The 24,576-nt window shown below is 71.3% G+C and carries 24 protein-coding genes; 12 read left to right on the top strand and 12 right to left on the bottom strand.

What is annotated here, in order from left to right; all coding sequences use genetic code 11:
• The first annotated feature begins 57 nt into the window (after positions 1-57).
• Positions 58-957: a serine/threonine dehydratase gene (locus YIM_RS23770; protein ID WP_153032441.1), complete on the top strand. Its 900-nt coding sequence runs from the start codon at positions 58-60 to the stop codon at positions 955-957.
• A 174-nt stretch (positions 958-1,131) separates the two neighbouring features.
• On the opposite strand, the gene YIM_RS23765 is transcribed toward YIM_RS23770, so the two are convergent.
• The 5 genes from YIM_RS23765 to YIM_RS23745 form a co-directional block, all read right to left on the bottom strand.
• On the bottom strand, positions 1,132-1,569 hold the full coding sequence (locus tag YIM_RS23765; RefSeq protein ID WP_153032440.1) for a MarR family winged helix-turn-helix transcriptional regulator: 438 nt from the start codon (positions 1,567-1,569) through the stop codon (positions 1,132-1,134).
• 26 nt (positions 1,570-1,595) lie between these two features.
• Positions 1,596-3,074: a long-chain fatty acid--CoA ligase gene (locus YIM_RS23760; RefSeq protein WP_153032439.1), complete on the bottom strand. Its 1,479-nt coding sequence runs from the start codon at positions 3,072-3,074 to the stop codon at positions 1,596-1,598.
• The gene (locus YIM_RS23755) at positions 3,074-3,907 is read right to left on the bottom strand and encodes a p-hydroxycinnamoyl CoA hydratase/lyase (RefSeq protein ID WP_153032438.1); all 834 of its coding nucleotides are present in this window, start codon (positions 3,905-3,907) and stop codon (positions 3,074-3,076) included. Before YIM_RS23755 ends, YIM_RS23760 begins: the two co-directional genes overlap by 1 nt.
• Before the next feature lie 20 nt (positions 3,908-3,927).
• Positions 3,928-5,382, bottom strand: coding sequence for an aldehyde dehydrogenase family protein (locus tag YIM_RS23750; RefSeq protein ID WP_153037201.1), 1,455 nt, complete (start codon positions 5,380-5,382; stop codon positions 3,928-3,930).
• Between the two features lie 148 nt (positions 5,383-5,530).
• Positions 5,531-6,505 (bottom strand): PaaX family transcriptional regulator C-terminal domain-containing protein, encoded by a 975-nt coding sequence (locus YIM_RS23745; RefSeq protein ID WP_153032437.1) that lies wholly within the window; start codon positions 6,503-6,505, stop codon positions 5,531-5,533.
• Positions 6,506-6,684: 179 nt separating this feature from the next.
• On the opposite strand from YIM_RS23745, the gene YIM_RS23740 reads away from it, so the two are divergent.
• From YIM_RS23740 to YIM_RS23700, 9 genes are read left to right on the top strand one after another with little or no spacing between them, the layout of a single operon-like run.
• The gene (locus YIM_RS23740; RefSeq protein WP_153032436.1) at positions 6,685-7,611 is read left to right on the top strand and encodes a transporter substrate-binding domain-containing protein; all 927 of its coding nucleotides are present in this window, start codon (positions 6,685-6,687) and stop codon (positions 7,609-7,611) included.
• A complete protein-coding gene (locus YIM_RS23735; protein ID WP_153032435.1) occupies positions 7,608-8,474 on the top strand; it encodes an amino acid ABC transporter permease in 867 nt (288 codons plus the stop codon). The genes YIM_RS23740 and YIM_RS23735 overlap by 4 nt, the downstream gene beginning before the upstream one ends.
• Positions 8,471-9,247, top strand: a complete 777-nt coding sequence (locus YIM_RS23730) for an amino acid ABC transporter ATP-binding protein (RefSeq protein ID WP_370469009.1) — start codon at positions 8,471-8,473, stop codon at positions 9,245-9,247. The genes YIM_RS23735 and YIM_RS23730 overlap by 4 nt, the downstream gene beginning before the upstream one ends.
• Entirely contained in the window at positions 9,244-10,401 is a 1,158-nt protein-coding gene (locus tag YIM_RS23725; protein WP_153032434.1) for a CapA family protein, read from the top strand. Before YIM_RS23730 ends, YIM_RS23725 begins: the two co-directional genes overlap by 4 nt.
• Positions 10,398-11,636: a CaiB/BaiF CoA-transferase family protein gene (locus tag YIM_RS23720; protein ID WP_153032433.1), complete on the top strand. Its 1,239-nt coding sequence runs from the start codon at positions 10,398-10,400 to the stop codon at positions 11,634-11,636. The genes YIM_RS23725 and YIM_RS23720 overlap by 4 nt, the downstream gene beginning before the upstream one ends.
• Positions 11,636-12,685 (top strand): 2-hydroxyacyl-CoA dehydratase family protein, encoded by a 1,050-nt coding sequence (locus YIM_RS23715; protein WP_153032432.1) that lies wholly within the window; start codon positions 11,636-11,638, stop codon positions 12,683-12,685. The genes YIM_RS23720 and YIM_RS23715 overlap by 1 nt, the downstream gene beginning before the upstream one ends.
• Positions 12,682-13,923: a 2-hydroxyacyl-CoA dehydratase family protein gene (locus YIM_RS23710; RefSeq protein WP_153032431.1), complete on the top strand. Its 1,242-nt coding sequence runs from the start codon at positions 12,682-12,684 to the stop codon at positions 13,921-13,923. The genes YIM_RS23715 and YIM_RS23710 overlap by 4 nt, the downstream gene beginning before the upstream one ends.
• Positions 13,916-15,427: an MFS transporter gene (locus YIM_RS23705; RefSeq protein WP_228004935.1), complete on the top strand. Its 1,512-nt coding sequence runs from the start codon at positions 13,916-13,918 to the stop codon at positions 15,425-15,427. Before YIM_RS23710 ends, YIM_RS23705 begins: the two co-directional genes overlap by 8 nt.
• Before the next feature lie 18 nt (positions 15,428-15,445).
• Entirely contained in the window at positions 15,446-17,158 is a 1,713-nt protein-coding gene (locus tag YIM_RS23700) for a CocE/NonD family hydrolase (RefSeq protein WP_153032430.1), read from the top strand.
• A gap of 60 nt (positions 17,159-17,218) precedes the next feature.
• On the opposite strand, the gene YIM_RS23695 is transcribed toward YIM_RS23700, so the two are convergent.
• Positions 17,219-18,202 carry a hypothetical protein gene (locus tag YIM_RS23695; RefSeq protein ID WP_153032429.1) on the bottom strand — a complete coding sequence of 328 codons (984 nt, stop codon included), beginning with the start codon at positions 18,200-18,202 and terminating at the stop codon, positions 17,219-17,221.
• A gap of 104 nt (positions 18,203-18,306) precedes the next feature.
• Between YIM_RS23695 and YIM_RS23690 the strand changes: the two genes are divergently transcribed.
• Entirely contained in the window at positions 18,307-18,741 is a 435-nt protein-coding gene (locus YIM_RS23690; protein WP_153032428.1) for a hypothetical protein, read from the top strand.
• Here the strand turns inward: YIM_RS23690 and YIM_RS23685 are convergent.
• The 5 genes from YIM_RS23685 to YIM_RS23665 all read right to left on the bottom strand — a co-directional run bounded on the left by YIM_RS23685 (position 18,722) and on the right by YIM_RS23665 (position 22,759).
• Positions 18,722-19,060, bottom strand: a complete 339-nt coding sequence (locus YIM_RS23685; RefSeq protein WP_153032427.1) for a hypothetical protein — start codon at positions 19,058-19,060, stop codon at positions 18,722-18,724. The two genes, YIM_RS23690 and YIM_RS23685, sit on opposite strands and share 20 nt — an antisense overlap.
• A 108-nt stretch (positions 19,061-19,168) precedes the next feature.
• On the bottom strand, positions 19,169-19,900 hold the full coding sequence (locus YIM_RS23680) for a hypothetical protein (protein ID WP_153032426.1): 732 nt from the start codon (positions 19,898-19,900) through the stop codon (positions 19,169-19,171).
• Between the two features lie 12 nt (positions 19,901-19,912).
• Complete coding sequence (locus tag YIM_RS23675; protein ID WP_153032425.1) at positions 19,913-20,287, bottom strand: hypothetical protein; 375 nt, start codon at positions 20,285-20,287, stop codon at positions 19,913-19,915.
• 41 nt (positions 20,288-20,328) lie between these two features.
• Positions 20,329-20,715 carry a roadblock/LC7 domain-containing protein gene (locus YIM_RS23670; protein WP_153032424.1) on the bottom strand — a complete coding sequence of 129 codons (387 nt, stop codon included), beginning with the start codon at positions 20,713-20,715 and terminating at the stop codon, positions 20,329-20,331.
• Positions 20,716-21,013: 298 nt separating this feature from the next.
• The gene (locus YIM_RS23665) at positions 21,014-22,759 is read right to left on the bottom strand and encodes a GAF domain-containing protein (RefSeq protein ID WP_153032423.1); all 1,746 of its coding nucleotides are present in this window, start codon (positions 22,757-22,759) and stop codon (positions 21,014-21,016) included.
• 141 nt (positions 22,760-22,900) lie between these two features.
• On the opposite strand from YIM_RS23665, the gene YIM_RS23660 reads away from it, so the two are divergent.
• Positions 22,901-23,866, top strand: a complete 966-nt coding sequence (locus YIM_RS23660) for a nitroreductase family protein (RefSeq protein WP_153032422.1) — start codon at positions 22,901-22,903, stop codon at positions 23,864-23,866.
• A 23-nt stretch (positions 23,867-23,889) separates the two neighbouring features.
• On the opposite strand, the gene YIM_RS23655 is transcribed toward YIM_RS23660, so the two are convergent.
• Positions 23,890-24,543: a response regulator transcription factor gene (locus YIM_RS23655; protein ID WP_153032421.1), complete on the bottom strand. Its 654-nt coding sequence runs from the start codon at positions 24,541-24,543 to the stop codon at positions 23,890-23,892.
• Between the last annotated feature and the right edge of the window lie 33 nt (positions 24,544-24,576).

The following is a 24,576-nucleotide window of genomic DNA, read 5'->3' as shown; positions in this document are numbered from 1 at the left end:
TGGCGGTCAAGAGAACAGCGCTGGTCGCTAACGGCTCCGGGCGGCACAGTGGAGCCCATGACAACCACGCTCACGACCGAGGTCTCCGCTGCCGCCGAACGCATCCGCCCGCACGTCCGGCGGACGCCGCTGCTGCGCGCGGAGGTCGACGGCAGGCCGCTCGTGCTCAAGCTCGAACACCTCCAGCGCACCGGCTCGTTCAAGCTGCGCGGTGCGCTCAACGCGCTGCTCGCCGGGGACCTCCCGGCCGAGGTGGTGACCGCGTCGGGCGGCAACCACGGCATCGGCGTGGCGACGGCCGCCGCGATCATCGGCCTGCGTGCCACCGTGTTCGTGCCGGAATCGGTGCCCGCGGGCAAGGCGCGGCGCATCGAACAGGCCGGAGCCCGCCTGGTCCGGGTGGGCGAGACCTACTTCGAAGCCGCCGCCGCGGCGCGGGAGGCCGCGGCCGGGCCGGGCGTCCGGTACCTCGAGGCGTACAACGATCCGGTGGTGATCGCGGGCCAGGGCACGGTCGCGGCCGAAATCGTGGAGGACGCGCCGGAGGTGGATTCGATCGCGGTCGCCGTCGGGGGCGGTGGCCTCGCGGCGGGCGTCGCGCTGGGCGGGGTGGGCCGGTTGACCGTCGCCGTCGAACCCGAGCGGTGCGCGTGCCTGCACCACGCGCTGGCCGCGGGCGAACCGGTGGACGCCGAGGTGGCCTCCGTGGCGTCGTCGGCGCTCGGCGCCACGCGCGTCGGCGCGGTCCCGTTCGGGATCCTGTCGAGTCACCCCGTGCGGTCGCTGCTGGTCGCCGAAGACGAGATCCTCGCCGCGCGCGACCGGCTGTGGGAGGAATTCCGGCTGGCGGTGGAACCGGCCGCCGCGGTGCCGTTCGCCGCGTGGCTGAGCGGCCGGGTCCCCGGAGACCACCCCTGCGTCATCGTCTGCGGCGCCAACGCGGACTGGACCCCGTAGGACCCCGGTCAGCGCGGCACGGCCGCGGCGGCGTGCCGATGAGCGAGCCCGATCCGTACGCCGTCCCCACCGACTGTCCCAGCGAGAACCCCACCGTCAGCACGGCGATCGCGCTCGTCCAGTAACGGAGTTCGAGGACGTCCTGTGCGCACGACGTGATCGCGGTGGATGCGGCTAACTCGTCGTCTCGTCGCGGGTCAGGGCGGTGTAGCCGAGTTCCAGGCTTTGCCGCAGCAGTGGGTGCTGCACGGCCGGGATCGCGGCGAGCAGCTCCGCCTCGATGGCTTCGACCAGCGGATCGCATTCCGCCAGGAGGGCCTCGCCCGCCGGGGTCAGGCCGAGCAGCAGGACCCGCCGGTTCGCCGGGTCGCGCGTGCGCTCGATGTGCCCGCGTTCCTCCAGCCACCGCACCATCTCGTTCATCGTCTGCGGCGTGACGAACGAGCGCCGCGCCAGTTGCGCCGACGACAGGCCCCGGCGCCGCCGCAGCGCGGTCAGCGCGGTGAACTGGAGCGTGGTCAGGCCCTTCGGCCGCAGCGCCTCGTCCATGCGCGCGCGGATGACCAGTTCCAGCCGCTTGACCAGGTAGAGGGTGAGCGGCTCCGATCCCATGTCCTGATCTTGCCCCAGCGCCGGGTTCACCGGTACAGCGCCCGTAGCTCGGCCTTGCGGATCTTGCCGGAACCGGTCCGGGGCAACTGGTCGCGGAACTCGACGTACTTCGGCACCTTGTACCCGGCGAGCCGCTCGCGCAGGTGCGCGCGCAGCTCGTCCGCGGTCAGCCCGGCGCCGGGCCGCGTCACCACCACCGCGCGTGGCACCTCGCCCCACTTCGGGTCGGGCGCGCCGATCACCGCGCACAGTTCGACGGCGGGGTGCTCGCACGCGGCGGCCTCGACCTCGGCGGGATAGATGTTCTCCCCGCCCGAGATGATCATGTCCTTGATCCGGTCGACCACGGTGAAGTGACCGTCACCGTCCACAGTGGCCACATCACCGGAGTGCAGCCAGCCGCCGGCCAGCGCCTGGTCGGTGGCCGCGGGCCGGTGCCAGTAACCCAGCATGACGTTCGGGCCGCGCACCACGATCTCGCCGCGTTCGCCCGGCGACACCGGCTCTCCCGCCGGATCGACCACGCGCACGTCGGTGAAGAACGACGGCACGCCCGCGCTCCCCGCCTTGGTGTGCGCGGCGGCCGGGTCGAGCACCAGCACCCCGGGCGCCGCCTCGGTCAGGCCGTAGCCCTGCACGAACGCGAGCCCGCGGTCCAGGTAGCGCCGGATGGTCGAGGGCGGCACCGGTGCCCCGCCGCAGAGCAGGGTCCGCACGCTGGACAGGTCGGCCGAAGCCCAGTCCGGGTGCGCGGCCATCGCGTCGTACATCGCGGGCACGCCGAACAACAGGGTGACGCGGTGCCGGGCGATCAGTTCCAGCGCCGCGGCCGGGTCGAACGACTCCATCAGCACCGCGGTCGCGCCCTTGAGCAGGGTCGGCAGGCAGGTCATGCCCAGCGCGGCGGTGTGGAACAGCGGTGCGGCCACCAGCGCCACCTCGTCCCCGGTCAGGTCGGACTCGACCAGCACGTTGACGCAGTTCCAGGTGAGGTTGCCGTGCGAGAGCACCGCGCCCTTCGGCCGCCCGGTACTGCCCGAGGTGTACATGATCAGGCACGGATCGCCGAGCCCGACCGGTTCGTCCGGCGGCTCGCCGGTGCCCGAGGCGAACTCCTCGTACCGCGGCCCGCCGGCCACCAGGCGTTCCCGCAGCGCCGGGGCCCCCGCCGCCATCCCTTCGACGTGCACCAGCACGGACACCCCGGCGTCGTCGAGCACGTAGGCCAGTTCCGGCGGCGCCAGCCTGCTGTTGACCGGGACAAAAACCGCGCCCAGCGACGCGGTGGCGAACAGGGTTTCGAGGTAGGCGGGGTGGTTGGGCCCGAGATAGGCGACCCGGTCACCCCGCCGCACGCCGAGCGAGCGCAGGCCGTGCGCCAGCCCGGCCGACCGGGCCGCGAGCCGCGCGTAGCTGACTTCCTGGTCGCCGTGCACCAGCGCGATCCGGTCCGGGGTCATCCGCGCCCGCCGCGACGGCCACGAACCGAGGCCCTCGTCCCGCATCAGTCGTTCCGGTAGGCCGAAAGACCGGGGCGGAAGGCCTTCTCGTCGAGGAACTGGCTCATGCCCTTCTGGCGTCCCTGTTCCGGGTCGAGGAACTGCGACTGTTCCAGCTTGGCGTAGAGGTAGTCCTCGGCCTGCTCCCACGGCATTTCCTGGGCCAGCTTGTAACCCACCTTCGCCGCGCGCAGCACCACCGGGTTCATCGCGGCCAGCTTCGCCGCCAGCTCACGGGTGCGCTCCCGCAGCAACTCCGCCGGGACCGCCTCGTTGACCAGGCGCATCTCCGCGGCGCGACGACCGTCGAACGGTTCACCGGTCATGATGAAGTACAAAGCGTCGCGCTGGCTGACCGTGGCCGCCAGCGCGCGGCTGACCACGCCGCCCGGCGGAATCCCCCAGTTCACTTCGGACAGTCCATATTGGGCATCCTCGGCGGAGATGGCGAGATCACAGGCGACCAGCGGGGTGAACGCGCCGCCGAAGCACCAGCCGTTGACCATCGCGATGGTCGGCTTCGACCAGGTGGCCAGCCGCTTCCACTGCCATTCGGCGCTGGCCCGGCGGACCCGGATCTGCACCGCCGCGTCCCCGGACTCGTCGACCTCGCGGAAGTACTCGCGCAGGTCCATCCCGGCCGAGAACGAGTCGCCGGCACCGGTGAGCACCAGCACGCGGCAACGCGGATCGCCCTCCAGCGCGTCGAGCGTGCGCACCATTTCGTCGTTGAGCGCCGGGTTCATCGCGTTGCGCTTCTCCGGGCGGTTGAGCGTGACCCAGGCAATGCCCTCGTCGAAGTCGACGAGCACGTTGTCGCCCCAAGGCGCTGCTGACATGTGATTCGGTCCTCTCGGTTTCAGAACGGGTAGCGCGCGGATTCGGCGCGCACGGTGACCCACTGGGTTTCGGTGAAGGCGTCGACGTTCGCGCGGGCGCCGCCCACACGGCCGACCCCGGACGCGCCGACCCCGCCGAAGGGCGCGGCCGGATCGTCGTTCACCGTCTGGTCGTTGATGTGCACCAGGCCGCTGGGAATGCGGTCGGCCAGCGCCATCCCGGCGGCCGGGTCCGCGGTGAGAATGCCGAGGCTCAGCCCGTATTCGGAGTCGGCGGCGAACTCCGCGGCCTCGTCGAGCGTGTCGAACGGGCGCACGCAGGCGACCGGCCCGAACACCTCTTCGGCGTAGGCCGGGATCGACGGCCCGCAGTCGGCGAGCACGGTCGGCCGGTAGAACGGCCCGTCCGCGGTACCGCCCTGCACCAGCCGCGCCCCGGCGGCCACACTGCGATCGACCAGATCGCGCACGTGGGCGAGCTGACCGCCGTCGATGATCGGGCCGAGCACCACGTCTTCGGTGAACGGATCGCCCACCGGCAGTTGTTCGGCCTTCTTGCCGAGCAGTTCGACGTAGCGGTCGTACAGCGAGCGGTGCACCAGGTGCCTGCCCACGGCCATGCAGATCTGGCCCTGGTGCAGGAAACTGCCGTACGCGCCACAGGACGCGGCGGCTTCCAGGTCGGCGTCTTCGAGCACCACCAGCGCGCTGTTGCCGCCGAGTTCCAGGTGCGACCGCTTGAGCAGTTCCCCGGCACGGGCGCCGATGGCGCGTCCGGCGCGGGTCGAACCGGTGAACGAGATGACCGGCACGCGCGGGTGCTCGACGAGCGCGGCCCCGGCTTCGGCGTCACCCGGCAGCACCTGGAGCACCCCGGCGGGCAGCCCGGCCTCCTCGAAGATCCGGGCGATGACCACACCGCCGCAGACCGCGGTGCGCGGATCGGGCTTGACGATCACCGCGTTGCCCAGTGCCAGCGCCGGCGCGACGGACCGCATCGACAACAGCAACGGGAAGTTGAACGGTGAGATCACCGCGACCACGCCCACCGGAACGCGGCGCTCGAAACTCATCCGGCCCGCCGAGGGCAGAAGTTCGCCGTAGGGCGCCGACGGCAGCGCGGCCGCCTGCACGCACTCGGCCGCCGAAACCTCGACCTCGATGCCCGCCTTGAGCCGGACCGAACCCGCCTCGCGGATCACCCAGTCGGAGATGGCGCCGGTGTGCTCGGTCAGCAGGGCGGCGGCGCGCAGGAGCACCGCGGAGCGTTCGGCGTGCGGCAGCGCGGCCCACTCGCGCTGGGCGGGCACGGCCCGGTCGACGGCGGCCGCGACGTCCGCGGCATCGGCGACGCCCACCGAACCGAGGCTCGCCCCGGTCGCGGGCTCGCGCACCTCGTGCGTACCGGAACCACCGTCCGTCCAGGTGCCGGTGAAGACCTTGCCGGACCAGCGCGCGGGATCGAGGAACTCCACCGGGACCTCCATGTCGTCAGTGTCAGAGCTTGATCATCAGGTTTCCTGATGATTATGCGGTCAGCCTGCGGCCTGGGCCAGCTCGATGGCAAGCAGTGGTGACCTGGGTCACCTGAACATACACAGGATTCCTGATGAAGTACGAGCCTCAGCCGCGGCGGAGATCGTCCAGTCGCCGCGCGCGGACGGCCTGCTCGAACGGAGTGTCGCCGCGTTCGGCATCCCCGCCGAGCCGGGCGTGCAGCTCGGCGATGCGAGCGCTGTCGTGGTGCGAGGCGAGTTCGGCCAACTCCGGGTCGGACTCCGCGAGCAGTTCCCGGAAGCGTTGTTCGGCGAGCGGGCCCAGCCGGTCGTAGATCTCCAGGAACAGCCGCTGCGCCTCGGTGCGGCACCAGCCCGGCGGCAGCATCACCGCGGGCAGATCCGGGTCCCGCTCGGGGAAAGTCCGCCAGTCGACCCGCAGTTCGGTACGCGTGCGCAGCGCCTCGGCCGGACTGACCCGACCGGCCGTGAGATGCGCGGGCAGCGACCGGTAGCGGTCGACGAACTCGCGGTACTGCCGGGCGAGCGGTTCGAGGTCGAACGCCTCGGCCGGGCCACCGGCGGCCGGTCCGCCCGGCACCTCGGTCGCCCGCAGCACGCTGCCGCGTTCGATGCCGAGTTCGGCGAGCAGCGCAACGGCCGCTTCGGCGAGATCGCGCGGTGAGACCCACAAACCGTCGTAGAGCGCGGCGAAACCGAGCACGCGCAGCCGTGAGCGCAGCGCCGTGCGCACCTCGCGTTCCTGTTCGGGCACCGAGAAGGCGACCACGGTCCAGTACCCGTCCCAGTCCGGCGCGGTGGCGCCGAAGGTCAGCATCCGGTGCGTGCGCCCGACGATCACCCCGCTGGTGCGCGGCGGGATGCCGTACGCGGTGGTCCGCCCGCGACGCGAGGTGGTCAGCAGGCCCTTGGCCGCCAGCCGCCGCATCGCCGCCCTGGCGTTGTCCGTGCCGATGCCGAACTCCGCGAGCAGCCGCACCAGCGCGGCCGACGGGATGTGCTCGTCGCGCCAGTACCAGTAGTCACCGAGCAGCGAGGTCAGCAGCAACTGGGGTTCGGCCCGCGGCGGCGTGTCCGGCATCCGCGCTCCCTTCCGGTTGGCCGGAAGCCTACGGGGCGACCGGGTCTTGCAATTGGCGACACCTCGTGCGACGCTCGTCGCCATCCTAGTCGGCAATGATCGGTTCCCGGGCTCCCGGCCGATTCCGACCGGTTCCGACACCACGCCTGGCAAGGCCCAACGTTGGGAGAACCACCGCCATGCGACCAGTCCCCTCCACGCGTGAACAGCACAGGCCACGCAGACAGCTGTTCGCTGCCGCCGCGCTCCTGCTCACCCTCACCGGCTGCGGTGCCCAGCTCGGCGACGGCACCGACACCCCTTCACCGGCCGGGGCGAACACCGCGCTCCACGACGCGCTGCCCGAATCCGTTCGCCAGGCCGGGGTGCTCCGCTTCGCCGGCGACTCCCATCCGCCCTACCGCACCGTCGCCGCCGACGGCTCGATCACCGGTATCGACGCCGACTTCCAGCAGGCACTGGGCGAACTGCTCGGCGTGCGCACGGAAACGATCGTGGTCGACAGCCTTCCCGGTGCGCTGCAGGGAATGCTGTCCAACCGCTACGACGCGTTCAACGGGCCGGTCAAGGTCACCGCCGAGCGCGAGAAGCAGTTCGACACGGTCACCTGGATGACCACGCGCACCTCCTACGTGGTGCCGTCGAACGCGCCGGTGCCGATCCCGGCCACGGACGCGTTGTGCGGCAAGCGGGTCGCCGTGGTCACCGCCAGCGTGGTCGAGGAGCAGCTGCGGCAGCTCTCGGCGTTCTGCGAGCGAACCGGCCGCGGCGCGGTGCAGCCGATCGGGCTGGCCGACACCAACGCGACCCTGCTGGCCGCGCAGTCCGGGCGCGCCGAGGCCGCGGGCATGACGCAGGCGGCGGCGATCGACGTGACCGCCCAGCAGCAGGGCGCCTACACCTACGTCACGCAGACCGAGGAGCAGGGCGCCACCGCGGACAAGCTGGCGCTCTACACGTCCAAGGCGAGCGGGCTGGGACCGGTGCTGCACAAGGCTTTCACGGAGTTGTTCAGCTCCGGGCGCTACCGGCAGATCATGGAGAAGTGGGGGCTGGCCGAGGTGACCGTGCCGCGGCCGGAGTTCAACGCCGGGACGCCGTCATGACCGTGACCACCGATCCACCGGCCACCGCGCGGGCGCACGACGTCGCCACCGCGCGGCCGCGGTTCCGGCCGTGGCGCTGGGTGGCCACCGCCGTGCTCGTCGTGCTGGCCGCGCAACTGCTGACCTTCCTGGTCGGCAACGAGCGGTTCCAGTGGGACGTCGTGGCCGAGCACCTGTTCGCCCCGTCCGTCCTTTCCGGACTCGGTACCACCGTGCTGCTGGCCGTGCTGGCGATGGTGATCGGCTCGGTGGTGGGCGGGCTGCTCGCCGCCGCGCAGCTGTCCGGGTTCACCCCGGCGCGCTGGGCGGCCACGCTCTACGTCGGCGTGTTCCGCGGCATTCCGCCGCTGGTACAGCTGATCTTCTGGTTCAACCTGGCCTATCTGCTGCCGAAGATCTCGCTGAGCGTGCCGTTCGGCCCGGCGCTGCTGACCTGGAACGCCAACGACCTGATCACGCCGCTCACCGCGGGCATCATCGGTCTCTCGCTGGTCGAATCCGCGTATATGGCCGAAATCATCCGCGCCGGGGTACTCGGCGTGGACCAGGGTCAGCGCGAAGCCGCGTCCGCGATGGGCTTCACCCCGGCGCAGACCTTCTTCCGGATCGTGCTGCCGCAGGCGATGCGGGTGATCATCCCGCCCAGCGGCAGCCAGTTCATCAGCGTGCTCAAGGGGACCGCGCTGGTTTCGGTGATCGCGATGAACGACCTGCTGCACGCGGTTCAGGTGATCTACAACCAGAGCTACGAGATCGTGCCGATGCTGATCGTCGCGTGCGTCTGGTACCTGGTCGTGGTCACGCTGCTGACCGTGGTCCAGCGCAGGCTGGAGCGCCGCTTCGCGCACGGAGGTGCCTCGTGAACCCGGTGCTGCGGATGAGTGGCGTGCGCAAGTCGTTCGGCTCGCACCCCGCGCTCGACGGCGTGGACCTGGACGTGGCCGAGGGCGAAGTGGTGGTGGTCATCGGCCCGTCCGGCTCCGGGAAGTCCACTTTGGTCCGTTGTGTGCACCAGCTGGAGTCGATCGACGCGGGCGCGATGTACCTCGACGGTGACCTGATCGGCTACGAGGAGCACCGCGGGCGGCTGCGGCCGCTCAGCCCGCGCGGGATGGCCGCGCAGCGCAGGCGGATCGGCATGGTCTTCCAGCAGTTCAACCTGTTCCCGCACTTCAGCGCGCTGCGCAACGTCACGGAGGCCCCGGTGCGGGTGCACGGGCGCGACCGCGCGGAGACCGAGGCGGACGCGATCGCGCTGCTGGAGCGGGTCGGGCTCGGCGAGCGCCTTCACCACTACCCGCGTCAGCTCTCGGGCGGGCAGCAGCAGCGCGTGGCGATCGCCAGGGCGCTGGCCGTGCGCCCGCGGATCATGCTGTTCGACGAGCCGACCAGCGCGCTCGACCCGGAGCTGGTCGACGACGTGCTCGGCGTGCTGCGCGGGCTCGCCGCCGACGGGCTGACGATGGTGGTGGTGACCCACGAGATGGCGTTCGCCCGTGAGGTCGCCGACCGCTGCGTGTTCATGGAATCCGGCCGGATCGTCGAATCGGGCACCCCCGCCGAGGTCTTCGGCAGCCCGAAAAGCCCGCGCTTGCGTGCTTTCCTGTCCCGTCACACCGAGGAAGCGGTCTCATGATCACCATCGCCGCCGTCGGGGACCTGATCCTCGACGAGCCGGACCCGGCGGGTTTCCTGGCGCCGTCGGCTCACCTGTTCCAGCAGGCCGACGTCGCGATCGGGCACGTCGAGGTCCCGCATTCGACCACCACCACCCAGATCAGCACCGACGTGCCCGCGCCACCGGCCGATCCAGCGGCCCTCGGCGCCCTCGCCGACGCCGGTTTCGACGTAGTCACCTTGGCGGGCAATCACATCTTCGACGCTGGCGAGGTCGGGGTGACCGACACCGTGGCGCACGCCCGCGCCGCCGGGCTCGTCCCGGTCGGAGCCGGGGCCGACCTCACCGAGGCACGCACCCCGGCCGTGGTCGAACGCAACGGGCTGCGGATCGGCGTGCTCTCCTACAACTGCGTCGGCCCGCGGGAATCCTGGGCCACGTCGAAGAAAGCGGGTTGCGCGTACGTCCACGTGCTGACCCACTACGAACTCGACCACGCCAGCCCCGGCGGGCCGCCGCGGATCTACACCTTCGCCGATCCGGACGGCCTGGAGGCGATGGCCGCCGACATCACCGCGTTGCGCGCCGACGCCGACGTCGTGCTGGTGTCCTTGCACAAGGGCGTCGGGCACACCCCGGCGGCGGTGGCGATGTACGAGAGCCCGGTGGCGCGCGCGGCGATCGACGCAGGTGCCGACGCCGTGTTCGGCCACCACGCGCACATCCTGCGCGGCATCGAGGTCCACCGCGGCAAGCCGATCTTCCACGGCCTCGGCAACTTCGTCACGGTCACCCGCGCGCTCACCCCGGCCGAGGGCGGCGACAGCGCCGAACGCGCCGCGTGGGCGGAGAAGCGCAAGGCGCTCTACGGTTTCGCCCCCGATCCCGCGATGCCGTACTACCCGTTCCACCCGGAGAGCCGGAACACGGTGGTGGCGGTGTGCCGGTTCGACCGCGACGGCTTGGCCGAAGCCGGGCTGGCGCCGTGCCACATCGACGACCGGGGACGCCCGGTGCCGCTCTCACCGGACTCCGCGGAGGGCGAGGCCGTCCTCGCCTACGTCCGCGACATCACCGCACGCGCCCGGCTCGGCGCGGAACTGGTCCGCCGCGGCGACCGGGTCCTGATCGCCGGCACCGGCCGCGTCCCAGCCACGGAGGACCACGCATGACCGACCAGCCGCTCGCCGGCCGCACCGTGATCGACCTGACCACCGCGCTCGCCGGACCGTACGCCACCCTGCTGCTGGCCGGGCTCGGCGCCACGGTGATCAAGGTGGAGAATCCCGCGACCGGCGGCGACACCTCCCGCAACAACGCGCCCTACCTCGGCCGCGACGGGCTGGCACTGGGCCGGAAGCACAACGACGACATGTCGGTGTCGATGCTGGTGCGCGGGCGCGGAAAGCTCAGCGTGACGCTCAATCTCAAGGACCCGCGCGCGAAAGCGGTGTTCACCGATCTGGTGCGCGACGCCGATGTGCTGGTGGAGAACTACTCCCCCGGCGTCACCGGGCGCCTCGGCATCGACTACGAATCCGTGCGGGAACTCAACCCCCGGTTGGTCTACACCTCGATCACCGGGTTCGGGACGCAGGGCGGGCCGGGGTCGGGCAAGGCGATGGACTCGATCATCCAGGCGCTGTCCGGGGTGATGATGACCGCGGGCGAGCCGGACGGCGACCCGATCCGGTTCGGCCTGCCCGTCGGTGACCTGCTGGCGCCCCTTTTCGCCGTGGTGGGCACGGTTTCCGCGTTGCTGCAGGCGGAAACCACCGGACAGGGCCAGCACGTGGACGTGTCCATGCTCGGCGCGCTGACCTCGCTGGTGGCCTGCGAGCCGTTCGACGCCTTCGAGGCGGTCGGGCTGCCGCAGCGGACCGGTTCGCTGGTCCCGCGGCTGGCCCCGTTCGGCATCCTGCCCACCGCGGACGGGCACATCGCGCTGTGCGCGCCCACCGACGCCTTCGCGCGCGGAGTGCTGCGTGCCATGGGCCGCGAGGATCTGGTCGACGACGAGCGATACCGCACCCGGGACGAACGCGTGCGGCGCGCGGACGAACTGCACGCGCTGATCGGTGACTGGTGCCGCGCGCTGCCGTCGCCGGAAGTGGTGGACCGGCTGTCCGAGCACGGCGTGCCCGCCGCCCAGGTTCGCGAACCCCGTGACGCGGTACGGGATCCGCTGGTACGCGCGCGGCGCGAGGTGGTGCCGATCACCCATCCCCGGCACGGCGCGGTGGCGGATCTGTCGGCCACCGGCATGCCGATCGTGTTCTCCGGCGCCTCGGTCGGCCTCGACTCCCCCGCGCCCGCGCTCGGTGAGCACAACGACCACGTCTACCGCGATCTGCTCGGGTACAGCGAGGACGAACTGGCCGCGCTGGCCGCGGACGCGGTCATCTGATGCTGCCCGATCGTGAAGACGCCGTGGTGCGCTGGCGGGCGGCTGGTCGGCCGGTGGCCGGGTACGTCGGCGCCGACGTGCCGGTCGAACTGCTGACCGCCGCCGGAATGCTGCCGCTGCGGCTGACCGGCTCGCCCGGCGAGGACGCGAGCGCGGGCCGGGAACGCCTCGGCGGCGGGCTCGACGCGGTCGCCTGCTCGATACTGACCCGGCTGCTCGACGGCGCGTACGGCCACCTCGATGTGCTTGTGCTGTCCCGTGATTGCGAGGCGTCGTTGCGGTTGTTCTACGTGCTGCGGGAAATCCGCCGGGTGGAGCCGTCGATCGCGCTGCCGCCGCTGCACCTGGTCGACGTGCTGCACCTGCCGCACCACACCACCACGCGGTACGTGCTGGCCAAGGTCCGCCAGTTCCGGTCGTGGCTCGAAGCCGTCGCGGGACGCCGGATCGATGACGACGACCTGGCCGCCGCGGTCGCCGCGCACGACCGTGTCCGGGGCCTCCTCAGGGAAACCGGTACCCATCGCGGCCACCGGCGGCTCACCGGTACCGAGGCACTGGCCGCGGTTTCGGCGGTCACCGCGATGCCGATCGGCGAAGCGGAGAAGTTGTTGCGGGAGTTGCTTTCCACGCTGCCGGACCGACAACCGCGGCCGGGCCGTCCGGTGTACCTGACCGGCAGCAGCCACGACTCCCCAGAGGTCTACCGGGCACTGGAGGACGCGGGCCTGCTGATCGTCGGCGAGGACCACGACTGGGGCGACCTGCTCGCGGTGACCGACATCGGCGCTCCGACGGAACTGGCGATCGCCGAGCGCTACCAGTTCGGCGGTCCCGCCGCGCCCCGCGCCTCCATCGCGGAGCGGGCCGCGCACACCGCCGCCGCCGTGCGCGACCGCGGCGCCGAGACCCTGCTGTCCTACGTCCGCCTGCACGACGACGCGCCGCCGTGGGACTTCCCGGCCCAGCGCGAGGCCGCCGGCGTGCCCGCCACGCTCGTCGACCGTCAGGAATACGGCCACATCGATCTCGCGGCGGTGGTCCGATGAGCGACCGCCTGCCCAGCGCCGCCGCCGCGACGGCGTACCAGCGCGCCTGGTTCGCCGACCTCAAGCGGCAGGTCGCCGAGGGCGCCCCGATGGCACTGGTGAACGCCGACGCGCCACAGGAGATCTTCCGCGCGATGGGCATCCCGTACGTGGTGAACCAGTGGTGGGCCTCGATCGTCGCGGCGAAGCGGCACACCCAGGAGCAGCTCGCCCGGCTGCGTGAACGCGGTTATCCCGACTACACCGAGCAGTACAGCTCCACCTCGCTCGCCAGCGCGTTCGCCCCGGATTCGGGGCCGTGGGGCGGTTTGCCGAAACCTTCGATCGTGCTCGCGGAGACCACCGGCGACGCCTCTCGCAAGATCTTCGACGTCTGGGGCGAGCTACCCGGCGTGACCTTCTACCCGCTGGAGAGCGCCGCCGCCGACACCGTGCCCGTGCGCTGGTGGGAGCTGATGCCGCACCGCTGGGACGAGGCGATCGGCACCGACCGGATCGAGCTGATGACCGGCGAGCTGCATGGCCTGATCCGCTTCCTGGAGACCACGACCGGACTGCGGTTCTCGTGGCGGCGCTTCACCCAGGTGATGGAGCTGGTCAACGAGCAGGAGGAGTGGAACCGGCGCACCCGCGACCTGATCGCCGCCGCCCGCCCGTGCCCGATCCCGGTCACCGACGGCATTCCGGCGGTGATGATCCCGCAGTGGCATCGCGGCACCGAGTGGGCGCGGGACGCGGCGAAGGCGCTGCACGACGAAGTGGCCGAACGGATCACCGCGGGCGCGGCGGTGTGCGAACCCGAGCGCGCCAGGCTGATGTGGATCGGCCGGGGGCTCTGGTTCGACCTCGACTTCTACCGCCGTTTCCAGGACCGGTACGGCGCGGTTTTTGTCTGGTCGATGTACCTCGCGATCGCCGCCGACGGCTACCTCCGCTACGGCGACGACCCGCTGCGCGCGCTCGCGGCCCGCTTCGCCGCCTTCTCCGATCAGCTGTACACCCCGCCGTGGTCGGCCGAGTGGTACGTCCACCAGGCCCGCACGCACGGCGTCGACGGCGTGGTGCACCTGGTTTCCGACGACGCGCGCGGCAGCTGGGCCACCACCAGGGCGTTGCGCGCGGCGGGCGTGCCGGTGCTCGAACTGCACGCCGACAACGTGGACGCGCGCCGGTCCGACCCGGCGTTCCTGGACCAGGCGGTGGGCGGCTGGCTCGAGGCCGAGGTACTCGGTGCGTGAGCGGACCGTGCGGGCCGGGCCCGTGCTCGCCGGCGCGCTGGTCGCGTTGTTCGCCAGTTCGCTGACCAACACCATCATCGGCATCGCGCTGCCCACCATCGCCGGGGAACTCGGCGGGCAGGACCAGGTCGCGTGGGTCGCCGCCGCGGCACTGCTCACCTTGACCGCGGCCACCCCGGTCTGGGGCAAGCTGGCCGATCGGCGTGGCCCGCGCCCGATGCTGCTCGCGGCCACCGCGGGGTTCGTGGTGGCTTCACTGGCCGCCGGGCTCGCCCCGTCGATGGCCTGGCTGGTGACCGGCCGCGCGCTCCAGGGCGCGGCCGCCGGCGGTGTGCTCGCCTGCACCAACGCGCTGATCGCGGTACTGGTCCCGGCGCGGGAACGCGGCCGCTACACCGGCTGGTTCGGGATTTCCTTCGGCAGCGCGTCGGTCGCCGGTCCCCTGCTGGGCGGGCTGCTGGTCACCCCGGGCGGGCCCGGCTGGCGGTGGTGCTTTCTCGGTGTGGTCCCGGTGACCGTGCTCGCGGCTTTGCTCATCCGGCTCGCCCCCGACCGGCGCCCGCCCCGGCCCACCGCGCCGCTGGACCACCTCGGCGCGGCCCTGCTGGCGTTGTCCTCCGGCGGGCTGGTGGTGCTGCTGTCCGCCGGTGGCCACGCGTGGCCGTGGCTCTCGCCCGCGACCTTCGCGCTGGCCACCGTGGTACTGGTGACCGCGCTGCTCGCGGTGCTTCGCGAACACCGCGTGCCCGACCCGATCCTGCCGCCACGGCTGTTCCGCAGCCGCACCTTCACCATCGCCTGCACCGCCGGGCTGCTGGTCGGCACGGTGATGTTCGGCGGCATGATCTACCTGCCGCAGTTCCTCCAGGTGGTGCACGGGCACGGCGCGATGGCGGCCGGGCTGCTGATGCTGCCGCAACTCGGCACGATGGTCGTGTCCTCGGCGCTGACCGGCAGGCTGATCGTCCGCACCGGGCGGTGGAAGCGTTATCCCGCAACGGGTTGCGCGCTGCTGGTGGCCGGGCTGGGCGTGCTCGCCCCGCTGAGCGTCACCACGCCGGCCTGGCAGGTCGCCGCGGGCATGGCACTGCTCGGCGCGGGCAGCGGGCTGACCATTCAGGTGCTCGTGCTCGCCGCGCAGGACGCCGTCGCGCCGGGAGACGTCGGCGTGGCGAGTTCGTCAGCGATGTTCACGCGCATGCTCGGTGGTGCCGTCGGCGTGGCCGCGTTCGGCGCGCTGATCGCCGCGCGGCTGCGAGCCGACCTGCCCGCCGCGCTCGGTGCGGCCGGGCTGCCCGCCACCGACGAGGGCGTCCGGCGACTGCTGGGCACGCCCGCGCGGGTCGCCGCCCTGCCCCCACCGCTGGCCGAGGCCGTCCGCGAGTCCTACACGAACGGACTCCAGCTGGTTTTCCTCGTCACGCTCCCGGTCGCCGTGCTCGCGCTGGTGGCCGTCCTGCTCGTCCGCGAAACCGCGCTCGGCGAAGCCGTGCCCGCGCACTGAACCGCTGTTGGAGGAGAAATGCCCCGCCGCTTCCGCTTCGCCCTGGCCGCCGCGCTCCTGCTCGTGGCAGCCGGGATCGCCACCTTCCTGCTCGTCCCGGACCGTCCGGCCACCGCGGCGGGTTCACTGGGTTCCTACCACCCGGAACCGCGGTTCACCGAGCGGGTGACCGAGTCGTTCTACCTGCCGATGCGCGACGGCACCCGGCTGGCCGTGCGGGTGGAGCGACCCACCGCGCCGGGCCGGTTCCCGGTGCTGTGGCAGCACAGCCTGTCCATCGACCGCAAGCCCGAGGACGGTGCCGGGCCGAAAACCGGCGGCATCCAGACGATTCCGGAGCTGACGGCGCACGGGTACGTGGTGGCGCAGGTCGCGCGGCGCGGCAACGGGCAGTCGTTCGGCGTCCGGCGCGGGTACAACGACCGGATCGAGGCCGCGGACGCCTACGAGATCACCGAATGGCTCGCCGCGCAGCCGTGGTCGTCGGGCAACGTCGGCGTCTACGGCTGCTCCAACACCGGTGACGCCGCGATGCACGCGCTGACCATGCGGCCGCCGCACCTCAAGGCCGTGCTCGCCGGGTGCTTCTCGTGGGACAAGTACGACGCGTGGCGGGTCGGCGGCATCTCCGCGCAGTGGGGCTTCGGCCCGGCGCGCACGGTCGAGCAGGACCTGCAGAACCTGCCCGTGGACGGCGATCCGGACAAGGTGCTGCTGGCCGAGGCCGCCCGCGAGCACCAGCAGTCCACCGTGCTCGCCGACCTGTGGCGCGGCATGCCGTTCCGCGACAGCTTCTCACCGCTGGTGCAGTCGCGGTTCTGGAGCGAGGGCAGCGCGGGCAGTTACGCCGGGCAGCTGCGTGACGCGGGCGTGCCGGTGTACGTGATCGGTGGCTGGCGGGACGAACTGCGCGGCCAGGGCATCGCGGCCCTGCTCAACGTGCCGGGTTCGCGACTGCTGATCGGACCGTGGAAGCATTGCGAGAACGCGGGTTTCGCGTTGTTCGAGGAGGCGCACCGGTTCTTCGACCAGCACCTCAAGGGCATCGACACCGGGATCACCGCCGAACCGCCGATCCACTACGCCACCCCGTCCTCGGACCTGGCCGACGCCACCGGGCTGACCTGGAAGCCGGCGGAAAGCTGGCCCGCCGGTGGCACACCGGCGCCGCTCGGCGGTGACGGCGTGCTCGGCTCGGCCGCGCCGGGCAGCCGCGCGTTCACCGTGTCGACCGGGGTGCGCTGCCCGTCGGATCCGGGCAGTGGCGCGGTCATCCAGCCGTGCCACATTCCCGGCAGCGGCACCGCCTGGACCGGCCCGGTGCTCGACCGCGACACCGAGATCACCGGCACGCCGGTGGCCGGGCTGTCGGTGCGCGCGGACCGGCCGGACGCGCATCTGTTCGCCTACCTCGAAGACGTCGCGCCGGACGGCACCACCACGGTGATCACCGAGGGACGGCAGCAGGTCTCGTTGCGCGCGGAGCATCCCTCGCCATACGCGCTGCCCGAAGGCGTGCCGTGGCACCGCGCGTGGGCGCAGGACGCCGCGCCGCTTACGCCCGGTGAGACCGCGCGGTTGCGCTTCGCCCTGCTGCCGACCTCATATCTCGTGCGGGCCGGACACCGCGTGCAGCTGACCGTCACCGGTTACGACCCGCGCGAAACCGGAGTGCTGGCCGACGCCGATGGGGCGCGCATCGAGGTTTCCGGGGAGCTGGTCCTGCCCTGATCGTCTTCCGGTGCGGCACCGCACCGGTCCCGGCCGACCCAACGTCTACATCGGACACTTTCAGCTCAGCGCCTCCGCCACCTCCGGAACGACCTCGGTGATGTCGCACAATTGCACGTGGCCGGCGTGCCTGCTCACGAAGTCCCGCAGGGTAATGGCCGCGGTTCCGTAGCGGTGCGCGAACTGCCGCTGCAGGTGCGGCGAGGACCGGGCCAGCAACTCGCCGACGGGACTGGCGCTCGTGCGCAGGAAGTACGCCGGTTCCTCGCCCACGGCCCACAGTTCCGGGCGACGGCCGCGGTTGTTCATCGCCAGGTGCACCAGATCGGCGACCAGGCCCCGTTTCCGCATCATGTCGCCCCCCGACCACACCGCGACCTTGAACTCCGCAACCCGCATGTTGGTCTCCAGGTCGAAGGTCCTGGCCGGATCGTTCCCCGGCCCGAGCGACGGGCGCTGGACCACCCGCTCCCCCTCTTCCAGCACGGCGGGCAGGGCCAGTGCGATGACGGTGGCGTGGATGACGTCGCTGACCCGGCCGACGTCACGTCGCACGATCAGCGCGCTCCGCAGCAGTTCCTCGGTCAGCCCCGCGTCGTGCGCGACCTCGCGGGCGCGGTGGGCGTCGGCGCTGACGAGCGCGTGCTCCAGCGCGCCGATCCCGTCGGTCAACGGCGAGCGGCGCAGGAACGCCACCAGGCTCGCGAACGCCGCGCCCGCCTCGTCGACACCGACCCACGGCGTCCTGGTCCCGCGCCGGGCGGGCCGCCCCGGAAGGCGGGAGAACTCACTGGTGACCAGGCCCAGCCGGCGAAAGCAGCCCAGCGCGGACTGCGAGGTGAACGACGCGCGGTCCACCTGGAGGGCGATTTCCAGTGCCTGCTTCACCGGGAACCGCACACCGTCGACACTGACCCAATGGGTGTGGATGGGCTCCGGCGTGCGACCACGCAACCGGGCGGCCACCGCGAGCGCGTTCAGCGTGAACGGCCGGCCGTTGAGGGTGAAGCGGACGTCGGTGTCCAGTTCGTCTGGGGTAGCCACGTGAGGGAATCGGCACTCGCGCCGCCGATGTCACACGAACCACCGCCATTGTTTGAGCGGCCTTCTCCGGGGTACCGGTACCCTGGAACGCCCGAGGAGCGCTGATGGACGACGACCTGTCCGGCTCACCGGTTGCCTGTCCGGCCGAACAGGTGGAACTCCGGGTACCGGCGGAAATGGGCAGCCTGTGGTTCCTGCGCGCGCTGGCCGATGTGGTGGCCCGCCGCCGCGGCTACGTCCGTGAGGCGCTGCACGATCTGCGCGTCGCCGTCAACGAGGCCGCCACGTGGCTGATCGTGCACGCCGCCCCGGGAAGCGAGCTGAGCTGTCGTTACCGGCTCGGCGTGGCCGACGTGACGGTGAGAGTTTCGGTGCCCACCAGGGCGAAGGCGCCTCCCACCAGTGACGCTCTCGCGTGGCAGTTGATGGCCGCCCTCACCGATTCGGTGTCGTACTGCCCCGGGGACACCGACGACACCGGGCGGGAGACCACGACCATCACGCTGGCGGTGAGCGCGTCTACCGCAGCGCGACGGTGAGCAGGACGGCGGCGTCGGTGAGCGCGATGAGCCCGTGCCGTTCCGGTGGGATGGCCGCGAGGTGCCCGCGGTCGAGGACCCAGTCGCGGTCGTGGGTGTGCAGCCGCACCTGACCGGTGAGGACCTGGAGGGTGGCCGCCACCGGCGCGTCGTGCTCGGCCAGCTCGGCGCCCTCGGCCAGCGCGATCAGCGTTGCCCGCTGGGCCGGGCCGCCGACCAGGGTCCGGGCGGTGCGCCGGGCGTCGATCCCGCGTGCTTCGCCGATCAGCTCGGCGGCCAGTGCCTCGAGCTGGGCGACTTCGGAGTGGTGCTTGGTCATTTACGCTCTCCCATCCGCGACGAGATAGCCGAGGTCGCGGGTCGATCATCAGCCCGTCACGCGGGTGGGGCAACGGCAACACTCGAAAGAACCAACGTGTCCTGGCGGTCAGTCCCTGGTGATCCAGGCGGGCAGTTCCGTTTCGACACCCATGATCCGGGTGGTGAGCCTGCGGCGTGGCCACTTCCCGGCCCTGGTGACCTCCGCCAGGTTTTCGAGGAACGCCTTGCGCTGCGCGGACGCCGCCACCGGCCAGCGCAGTTTGAGCACCGGCCGGACCGGCGCGATGAACTCCCTGACCGCTTCGTGCGCCCCGGCCGTCCGGACGCGGTGGTTCCGGTCGTGCCGGTAGGCCAGTTCCAGGTCGATCAGCGGCTCGGCGCCGCCCCCCTGGTTCCGGCAGCGGGCGAGCATGCGCGCGATCTCGTCCAGCGCCAGTTTCACCGTGCCGGACATCTGGCCCTGCCACGCCCCGTGGAACGGCACGCCGGGGACCTGTGTGGGTGCCGCCTCGGGCATCACGATCAGCGCCCGGACCGCGGTCCCGGTGAACTCCACGCGAAGCCGCGCCCAGCGACCGCCGGCGTCGACGAAGAAGAGCGGGGCGGGATGAGCCGCCCCGACTTCACCGCGCGAACGGATCCGCTCCCGCACTTCGACGAGCGGGTGATCGAGTACTCCTCCACCGTCTTCACCGTCGGCTCGGTGGTCCGGCAGCACGAACAGGAACTCCAGCTGCTCGCCGGAGAGCTTCAGCCGCGCCGGGAACAGCTCGCCGAAGCCGCCCATGAACGCCGAGCCGACGGCAAGCGCCTCGATGCTGGACCCGCCTCCGGTCATCGTCGGTGCCGGTCAGACCTGCAGGTCCGACTCGATGCGCTTGAGGTAGTGCCGGGCCAGGGCGAGGTTCGCCTGGTCGCGGTCCAGCACCAGGTAGAGGAAAAGCGTGCTCCGGGCGCCGAGTGCGGTGTCCAGCAGGCGGATCAGGTGGTACTGGCGGCGCAGCGTGATGAGGATGTCCTCGATGCTGTCGTTGAGCCCGAGCGAGGACATGACGCGGAGCTTCGATCTGACGACGTCGGTGTTGCCCGCGGCCGCGACCTCCAGATCGAACCAGTCACCTCCTCCGGAGGTCCCGAGCGACATCCCGCTCTCGTAGTCGACCAGCGCGACACCGAGGGCGCCGGCGATCGACATGGATTCCTTCAGTGCTCCGTCGATGTTCATCGAACTCCATTTCTTTCGGTTTGCCAGGGGATCGGGGGCGGTCAGTGCCGGGATTCCGGCTGCGCGACCAGGATCGAGGTGATCCGCTCGATGACGGGACGGCACTCGAACAGCAGGCGTCCGACGTTCAACTCCTTGTCTCCGAGGACGACCATCAGCGCCGACCGGCTGATGGCGTAGACGACCATGTAGCCCGCACTGCCGAAAACCACGGTCTGGCCGAGCGTTCCCTTGCCCGTCACCTCGACCGCCTGACGGGCGATGCCCAGGTCGGCGGCGGCGAGCGCGGAGAGCTTCGCCGGGTCGATGCTCATCGCCGCGTCCGCGACGATGGGAATCCCGTCGACCGCGGCTATCACCGTGTCGGTCACCCCGGTGACGCTTTCCCGGAGGTTCCGCAACTCGGCGATCAATGCGTCGAAATCCACAAATACCACTTTCTGCCACAGAAGAACCCACTGAATCCAAGGCGAAATACTTCGACCACGGGGAAGTCGCGCCACTTTAAACAGATTCACCCGTCCGACACCACGAACACCTGCCCGCACCACACGATCGCGTGAAGCGGGCACAACTCGTGTAACAGCCCGCGGACAGCCTGACTTCGGCCGCGAAACCACAATTCCGCCGATGGTCGGTTATTGAACAACACACCGCGGTCCGCCACGAACAAAGAACGGTTGCCAAAAACATTTGGTGGTTGACAACGGCATCGGCGCGATCGGCTCAGCGCAGCGGCACGGTCCAGTCGAGCTGGGTGCCGCCGCCGTCGCGCGGGGTGATGGTGCAAGAGCCGCCGAGGGCTTCGGCGCGGTCGCGGAGGTTGCGCAGGCCGCTGGTCGCGACCTCGGGCGGCATCCCGGCGCCGTCGTCGGCCACGGTGACTCGCAACTCGTCCTTGGCCGCCACGGTCACGGTCAGGCCGGTCGCGCCGGCGTGGCGGACGGCGTTGCTCACGCCCTCCCTGACGACCGCCTCGGCGTGCTCGGCCAGTTGCTGCGGCACCGTGTCCAGGGTTCCGGACATCACCACCGAGGGATGCAGTTCGCTCGTCTCGGTGAGTTCGGCGATGGCGTCGTGCAGCCGGTTGCGCAGCTTCTGCCCGGTGTGCCCGGCCGCGCCGCCGTGCAGGTCGAAGATCGCGGTGCGGATCTCGTGCACGATCTCGTGCAGCTGGTCGATGCTCTCCCCGAGCCGCCGCCGCACATCCGGCGACTTGGCCCGCCGGTGCGTGCCCTGCATGGCCAGGCCCACCGCGAACAGCCGCTGGATCACATGGTCGTGCAGGTCGCGGGCGATGCGGTCGCGGTCGGCGAGCACGTCCAGCTCGCGCGCGGTGCGCTGCTGCGTCGCCAGCTGCAAGGCCAGCGCCGCCTGGTCGGCGAACGAGGCGATCACCGGCAGCTGGTCCGCGGCGAAGCCCGGCGCACCGCACTCCCTGGCCGCCATCAGCACCCCGGAGGTCCGGTCACCAGCGCGCAGCGGCACTACGAGCGAAGGCCCGAACGTCGAGTTCCCCAGCATCACCTCGGCCGCGTTGCGCGGAGTGCGATCGCGGTACACCGAGCCCAGCACCGAGGACGCCACCTCCACCCGGACCCCGGTGAGCTCCGCCGACCGGGCACCGGCGCACACCAGCACCGTCAGCTCTTCGGCGCTGTCGTCCCAGTCCTCCTCCACGTCGAACTGAGCCGAATAGGGCAACGCCAGCAGGGTCACGTCGGATCCGGTGAGTTCGAGAGCCCGGCTGGCGATCAGGTTCAGCGCCTCGGCCGGTTCGGTGCCTGCCAGCAGTTCCGTGGTCACCTCGCTGGTGGCGGCCTGCCACTGCTGGCGCAGCCGGGCCTGCTCGTAGAGGTGCGCATTCTCGATGGCGATCCCGGCCGCCGCGGCCAGCGCCTGCAACACCACCTCGTCGTCCTCGGTGAACTCACCCCCGCCCTGCTTCTCGGTCAGGTACAGATTGCCGAACACCTCATCCCGCACCCGCACCGGCACACCAAGGAACGAGTGCATCGGCGGATGGTTCGCGGGAAAGCCAACCGACGCCGGGTGACGCGAAATCTCGTCCACCCGCAGCGGTTTCGCCTCATCAATGACGAGTCCGAGCAGCCCGTGCCCCTCCGGCAGATGGCCGATCCGGTCCCGGGTCCGCTCGTCGATTCCGATGTAGACAAACTCGGCCAGTGAGGTGTGCTCCGCCTCCGCGAGCACCCCGAGCGCGCCATAGCGTGCTTCACCGAGGTCGATCGCGGCCTGCACGATGCGCCGCAGGGTGGTGTCCAGTTCCAAGCCGGACGCCACGGCCAGCACCGCGTCCAGCAGGCCGTCCATCTTGTCCCGCGTATCGATCAGCAGCTCGATGCGGTCCTGCAGATCACGCAGCACCTCCCGGACCCGGAGCTGTGACAGCGTTCCGGTCACGCGGCGAGCGCCGCCGCCTTCGTCCCTGCTCCCCGGGGCGCTGGACATGGTGGTGATCTCCGTTCCGTCCGGGACTTTCCCGGTGTGGCGGTGATTTTCTTCCCTTACTCCGGCCCGACGGCCACAGGCACACTCGAGCGAGGTCAGCAGCCAGTCTGCCGTGCTTCGCCAGTGAGGGGAAGAAAGCTCATGCAACCAGCCGCGGTCGCCAAGCTGGAGCCCGACCAAGTGGAATCCGTGCTCCGGGCCGCCGTGCTGGCCCCGTCGACGCACAACACGCAGCCCTGGTTGTTCCGCTGCTCCCCCGGCGCCATCGAACTGCACGCAGACCTCACGCGGGCGCTGCCGGCCACCGACCCCGACCGGCGCGAACTCCTGCTGTCCTGCGGGGCCGCGCTGTTCAACCTGCGCACGGCGATCACCGCACTAGGCATCCACCCCGCCACCGTGCTGCTGCCGCGGCGCGAGGAACCCACGCTGCTGGCCACCGTGCGGCCACTCGCCCTCCGCGCACCGGACGCGCGCGTCACCAGGCTGGCCAAGGCTATTCCCCACCGGCACACGAACCGCATGCCGTTCACCGCCACGCCGGTGCCCGGCCACCTGCTCGCCGACCTGCGCCGCGCGGCCGAGGTCGAGCACGCCTGGATGCCGGTACTCGATCAAGAGCAGCGCGACCAGCTCCGCTCATTGGCGGAAAAGGCCCACCAGGTGCAGGTCGCGGACGCCGAATTCCTGGCCGAATGGCGCCGGTGGACACGGCGGACGCCGGGATCGCGAGACGGTGTGCCACTCGCCGCGGCAGGCGTGGTGTCGGGCGAAGACTGGACGTTGCGGGATTTCGGAAGCAACGGCGCACGCGGCCCGGCAGGCGGTGACGAGCCGCTCGTTGTGGTCCTCGGTTCCTTCGGCGACCAGGCGGTGGACCGTCTGCGGGCGGGTCAGGCCCTGCAGCGGGTCCTGCTCACCGCGACCGCGGCCGGTCTGGACGCCTCGTTCATCTCCCAGCCGGTCGAGGTCCCGGAAGTCCGGCGCGAACTACACCACCTACTCGGCGGCGGGCTGTGGCCACAAATGATCCTCCGCGTCGGCTACGGCTCACCCGCCTCGTGGACTCCGCGCCGCCCCCTGCGCGAGGTGATGGTCAGCGTTTAGCCAGGCAGATCGCGCTGGAGCGGCTAGCGCTCGTAGTCCCGGGCCGCGCCTCCGCGCAACTCGGTGGCCAGAACGGCGGCTTGCGTCCGGCGCTGCAGGCCGAGCTTGGTCAGGAGCCGGGAGACGTAGTTCTTGACGGTCTTCTCCGCCAGGAACATGCGCTCGGCGATCTCACGATTGGTCAGCCCCTCGCCGATCAGCTCGAACAGCGTCCGCTCCTGATCGCTGAGCTGGGCCAGCGGGCCCTTCTTCTCCGCGCTTTCGCGAAGCTTCGTCATCAGCGCCGCCGTCGCCCGCGCGTCCAGCAGCGAACGACCCGAACCCACCTCGCGAACCGCCGAGACCAGGTCCATGCCCTTGATGTCCTTGAACACGTACCCACTGGCACCCGCCATGATCGCGTCCAGCATCGCCTGCTCATCGGTGTAGGAGGTGAGCATGAGGATGTTCAGCTCGGGCAGCTTCGACCGCAGCTCACGCGCCAGCTCAACACCGTTGCCATCCGGGAGCCGGACGTCGAGCACCGCCACATCCGGGCGCAGCGCCGGAATCCTGGCCAGCGCCTCCGACACGTTCGACGCCTGCCCGACAACCTCGAGTTCGTCCTCTTCGTCGAGCATGTCGGCGACCCCGCGCCGCACCACCTCGTGGTCGTCCACCAAGAACACCCGGATCATGCGTGCGCGCCCTTCCCGCCGACGACCAGCCTA

Origin of the sequence: Amycolatopsis sp. YIM 10 (assembly GCF_009429145.1) — a bacterium.
Taxonomy (GTDB): domain Bacteria; phylum Actinomycetota; class Actinomycetes; order Mycobacteriales; family Pseudonocardiaceae; genus Amycolatopsis.
This window is presented reverse-complemented; position numbering and strand designations above follow the sequence as displayed.

Bases quoted from the DNA above. Each gene is read 5' to 3' on its own strand.
- YIM_RS23660 (WP_153032422.1), top strand. From the start codon at position 22,901: ATGCAACCAGCCGCGGTCGCCAAGCTGGAGCCCGACCAAGTGGAATCC.
- YIM_RS23765 (WP_153032440.1), bottom strand. From the start codon at position 1,569: ATGGGATCGGAGCCGCTCACCCTCTACCTGGTCAAGCGGCTGGAACTG.
- YIM_RS23715 (WP_153032432.1), top strand. From the start codon at position 11,636: ATGCTGCCCGATCGTGAAGACGCCGTGGTGCGCTGGCGGGCGGCTGGT.
- YIM_RS23690 (WP_153032428.1), top strand. From the start codon at position 18,307: ATGGACGACGACCTGTCCGGCTCACCGGTTGCCTGTCCGGCCGAACAG.
- YIM_RS23655 (WP_153032421.1), bottom strand. From the start codon at position 24,543: ATGATCCGGGTGTTCTTGGTGGACGACCACGAGGTGGTGCGGCGCGGG.
- YIM_RS23700 (WP_153032430.1), top strand. From the start codon at position 15,446: ATGCCCCGCCGCTTCCGCTTCGCCCTGGCCGCCGCGCTCCTGCTCGTG.
- YIM_RS23770 (WP_153032441.1), top strand. From the start codon at position 58: ATGACAACCACGCTCACGACCGAGGTCTCCGCTGCCGCCGAACGCATC.
- YIM_RS23740 (WP_153032436.1), top strand. From the start codon at position 6,685: ATGCGACCAGTCCCCTCCACGCGTGAACAGCACAGGCCACGCAGACAG.
- YIM_RS23755 (WP_153032438.1), bottom strand. From the start codon at position 3,907: ATGTCAGCAGCGCCTTGGGGCGACAACGTGCTCGTCGACTTCGACGAG.
- YIM_RS23710 (WP_153032431.1), top strand. From the start codon at position 12,682: ATGAGCGACCGCCTGCCCAGCGCCGCCGCCGCGACGGCGTACCAGCGC.
- YIM_RS23680 (WP_153032426.1), bottom strand. From the start codon at position 19,900: ATGACCGGAGGCGGGTCCAGCATCGAGGCGCTTGCCGTCGGCTCGGCG.
- YIM_RS23675 (WP_153032425.1), bottom strand. From the start codon at position 20,287: ATGAACATCGACGGAGCACTGAAGGAATCCATGTCGATCGCCGGCGCC.
- YIM_RS23685 (WP_153032427.1), bottom strand. From the start codon at position 19,060: ATGACCAAGCACCACTCCGAAGTCGCCCAGCTCGAGGCACTGGCCGCC.
- YIM_RS23760 (WP_153032439.1), bottom strand. From the start codon at position 3,074: ATGCGGGACGAGGGCCTCGGTTCGTGGCCGTCGCGGCGGGCGCGGATG.
- YIM_RS23665 (WP_153032423.1), bottom strand. From the start codon at position 22,759: ATGTCCAGCGCCCCGGGGAGCAGGGACGAAGGCGGCGGCGCTCGCCGC.
- YIM_RS23745 (WP_153032437.1), bottom strand. From the start codon at position 6,505: ATGCCGGACACGCCGCCGCGGGCCGAACCCCAGTTGCTGCTGACCTCG.
- YIM_RS23725 (WP_153032434.1), top strand. From the start codon at position 9,244: ATGATCACCATCGCCGCCGTCGGGGACCTGATCCTCGACGAGCCGGAC.
- YIM_RS23735 (WP_153032435.1), top strand. From the start codon at position 7,608: ATGACCGTGACCACCGATCCACCGGCCACCGCGCGGGCGCACGACGTC.
- YIM_RS23720 (WP_153032433.1), top strand. From the start codon at position 10,398: ATGACCGACCAGCCGCTCGCCGGCCGCACCGTGATCGACCTGACCACC.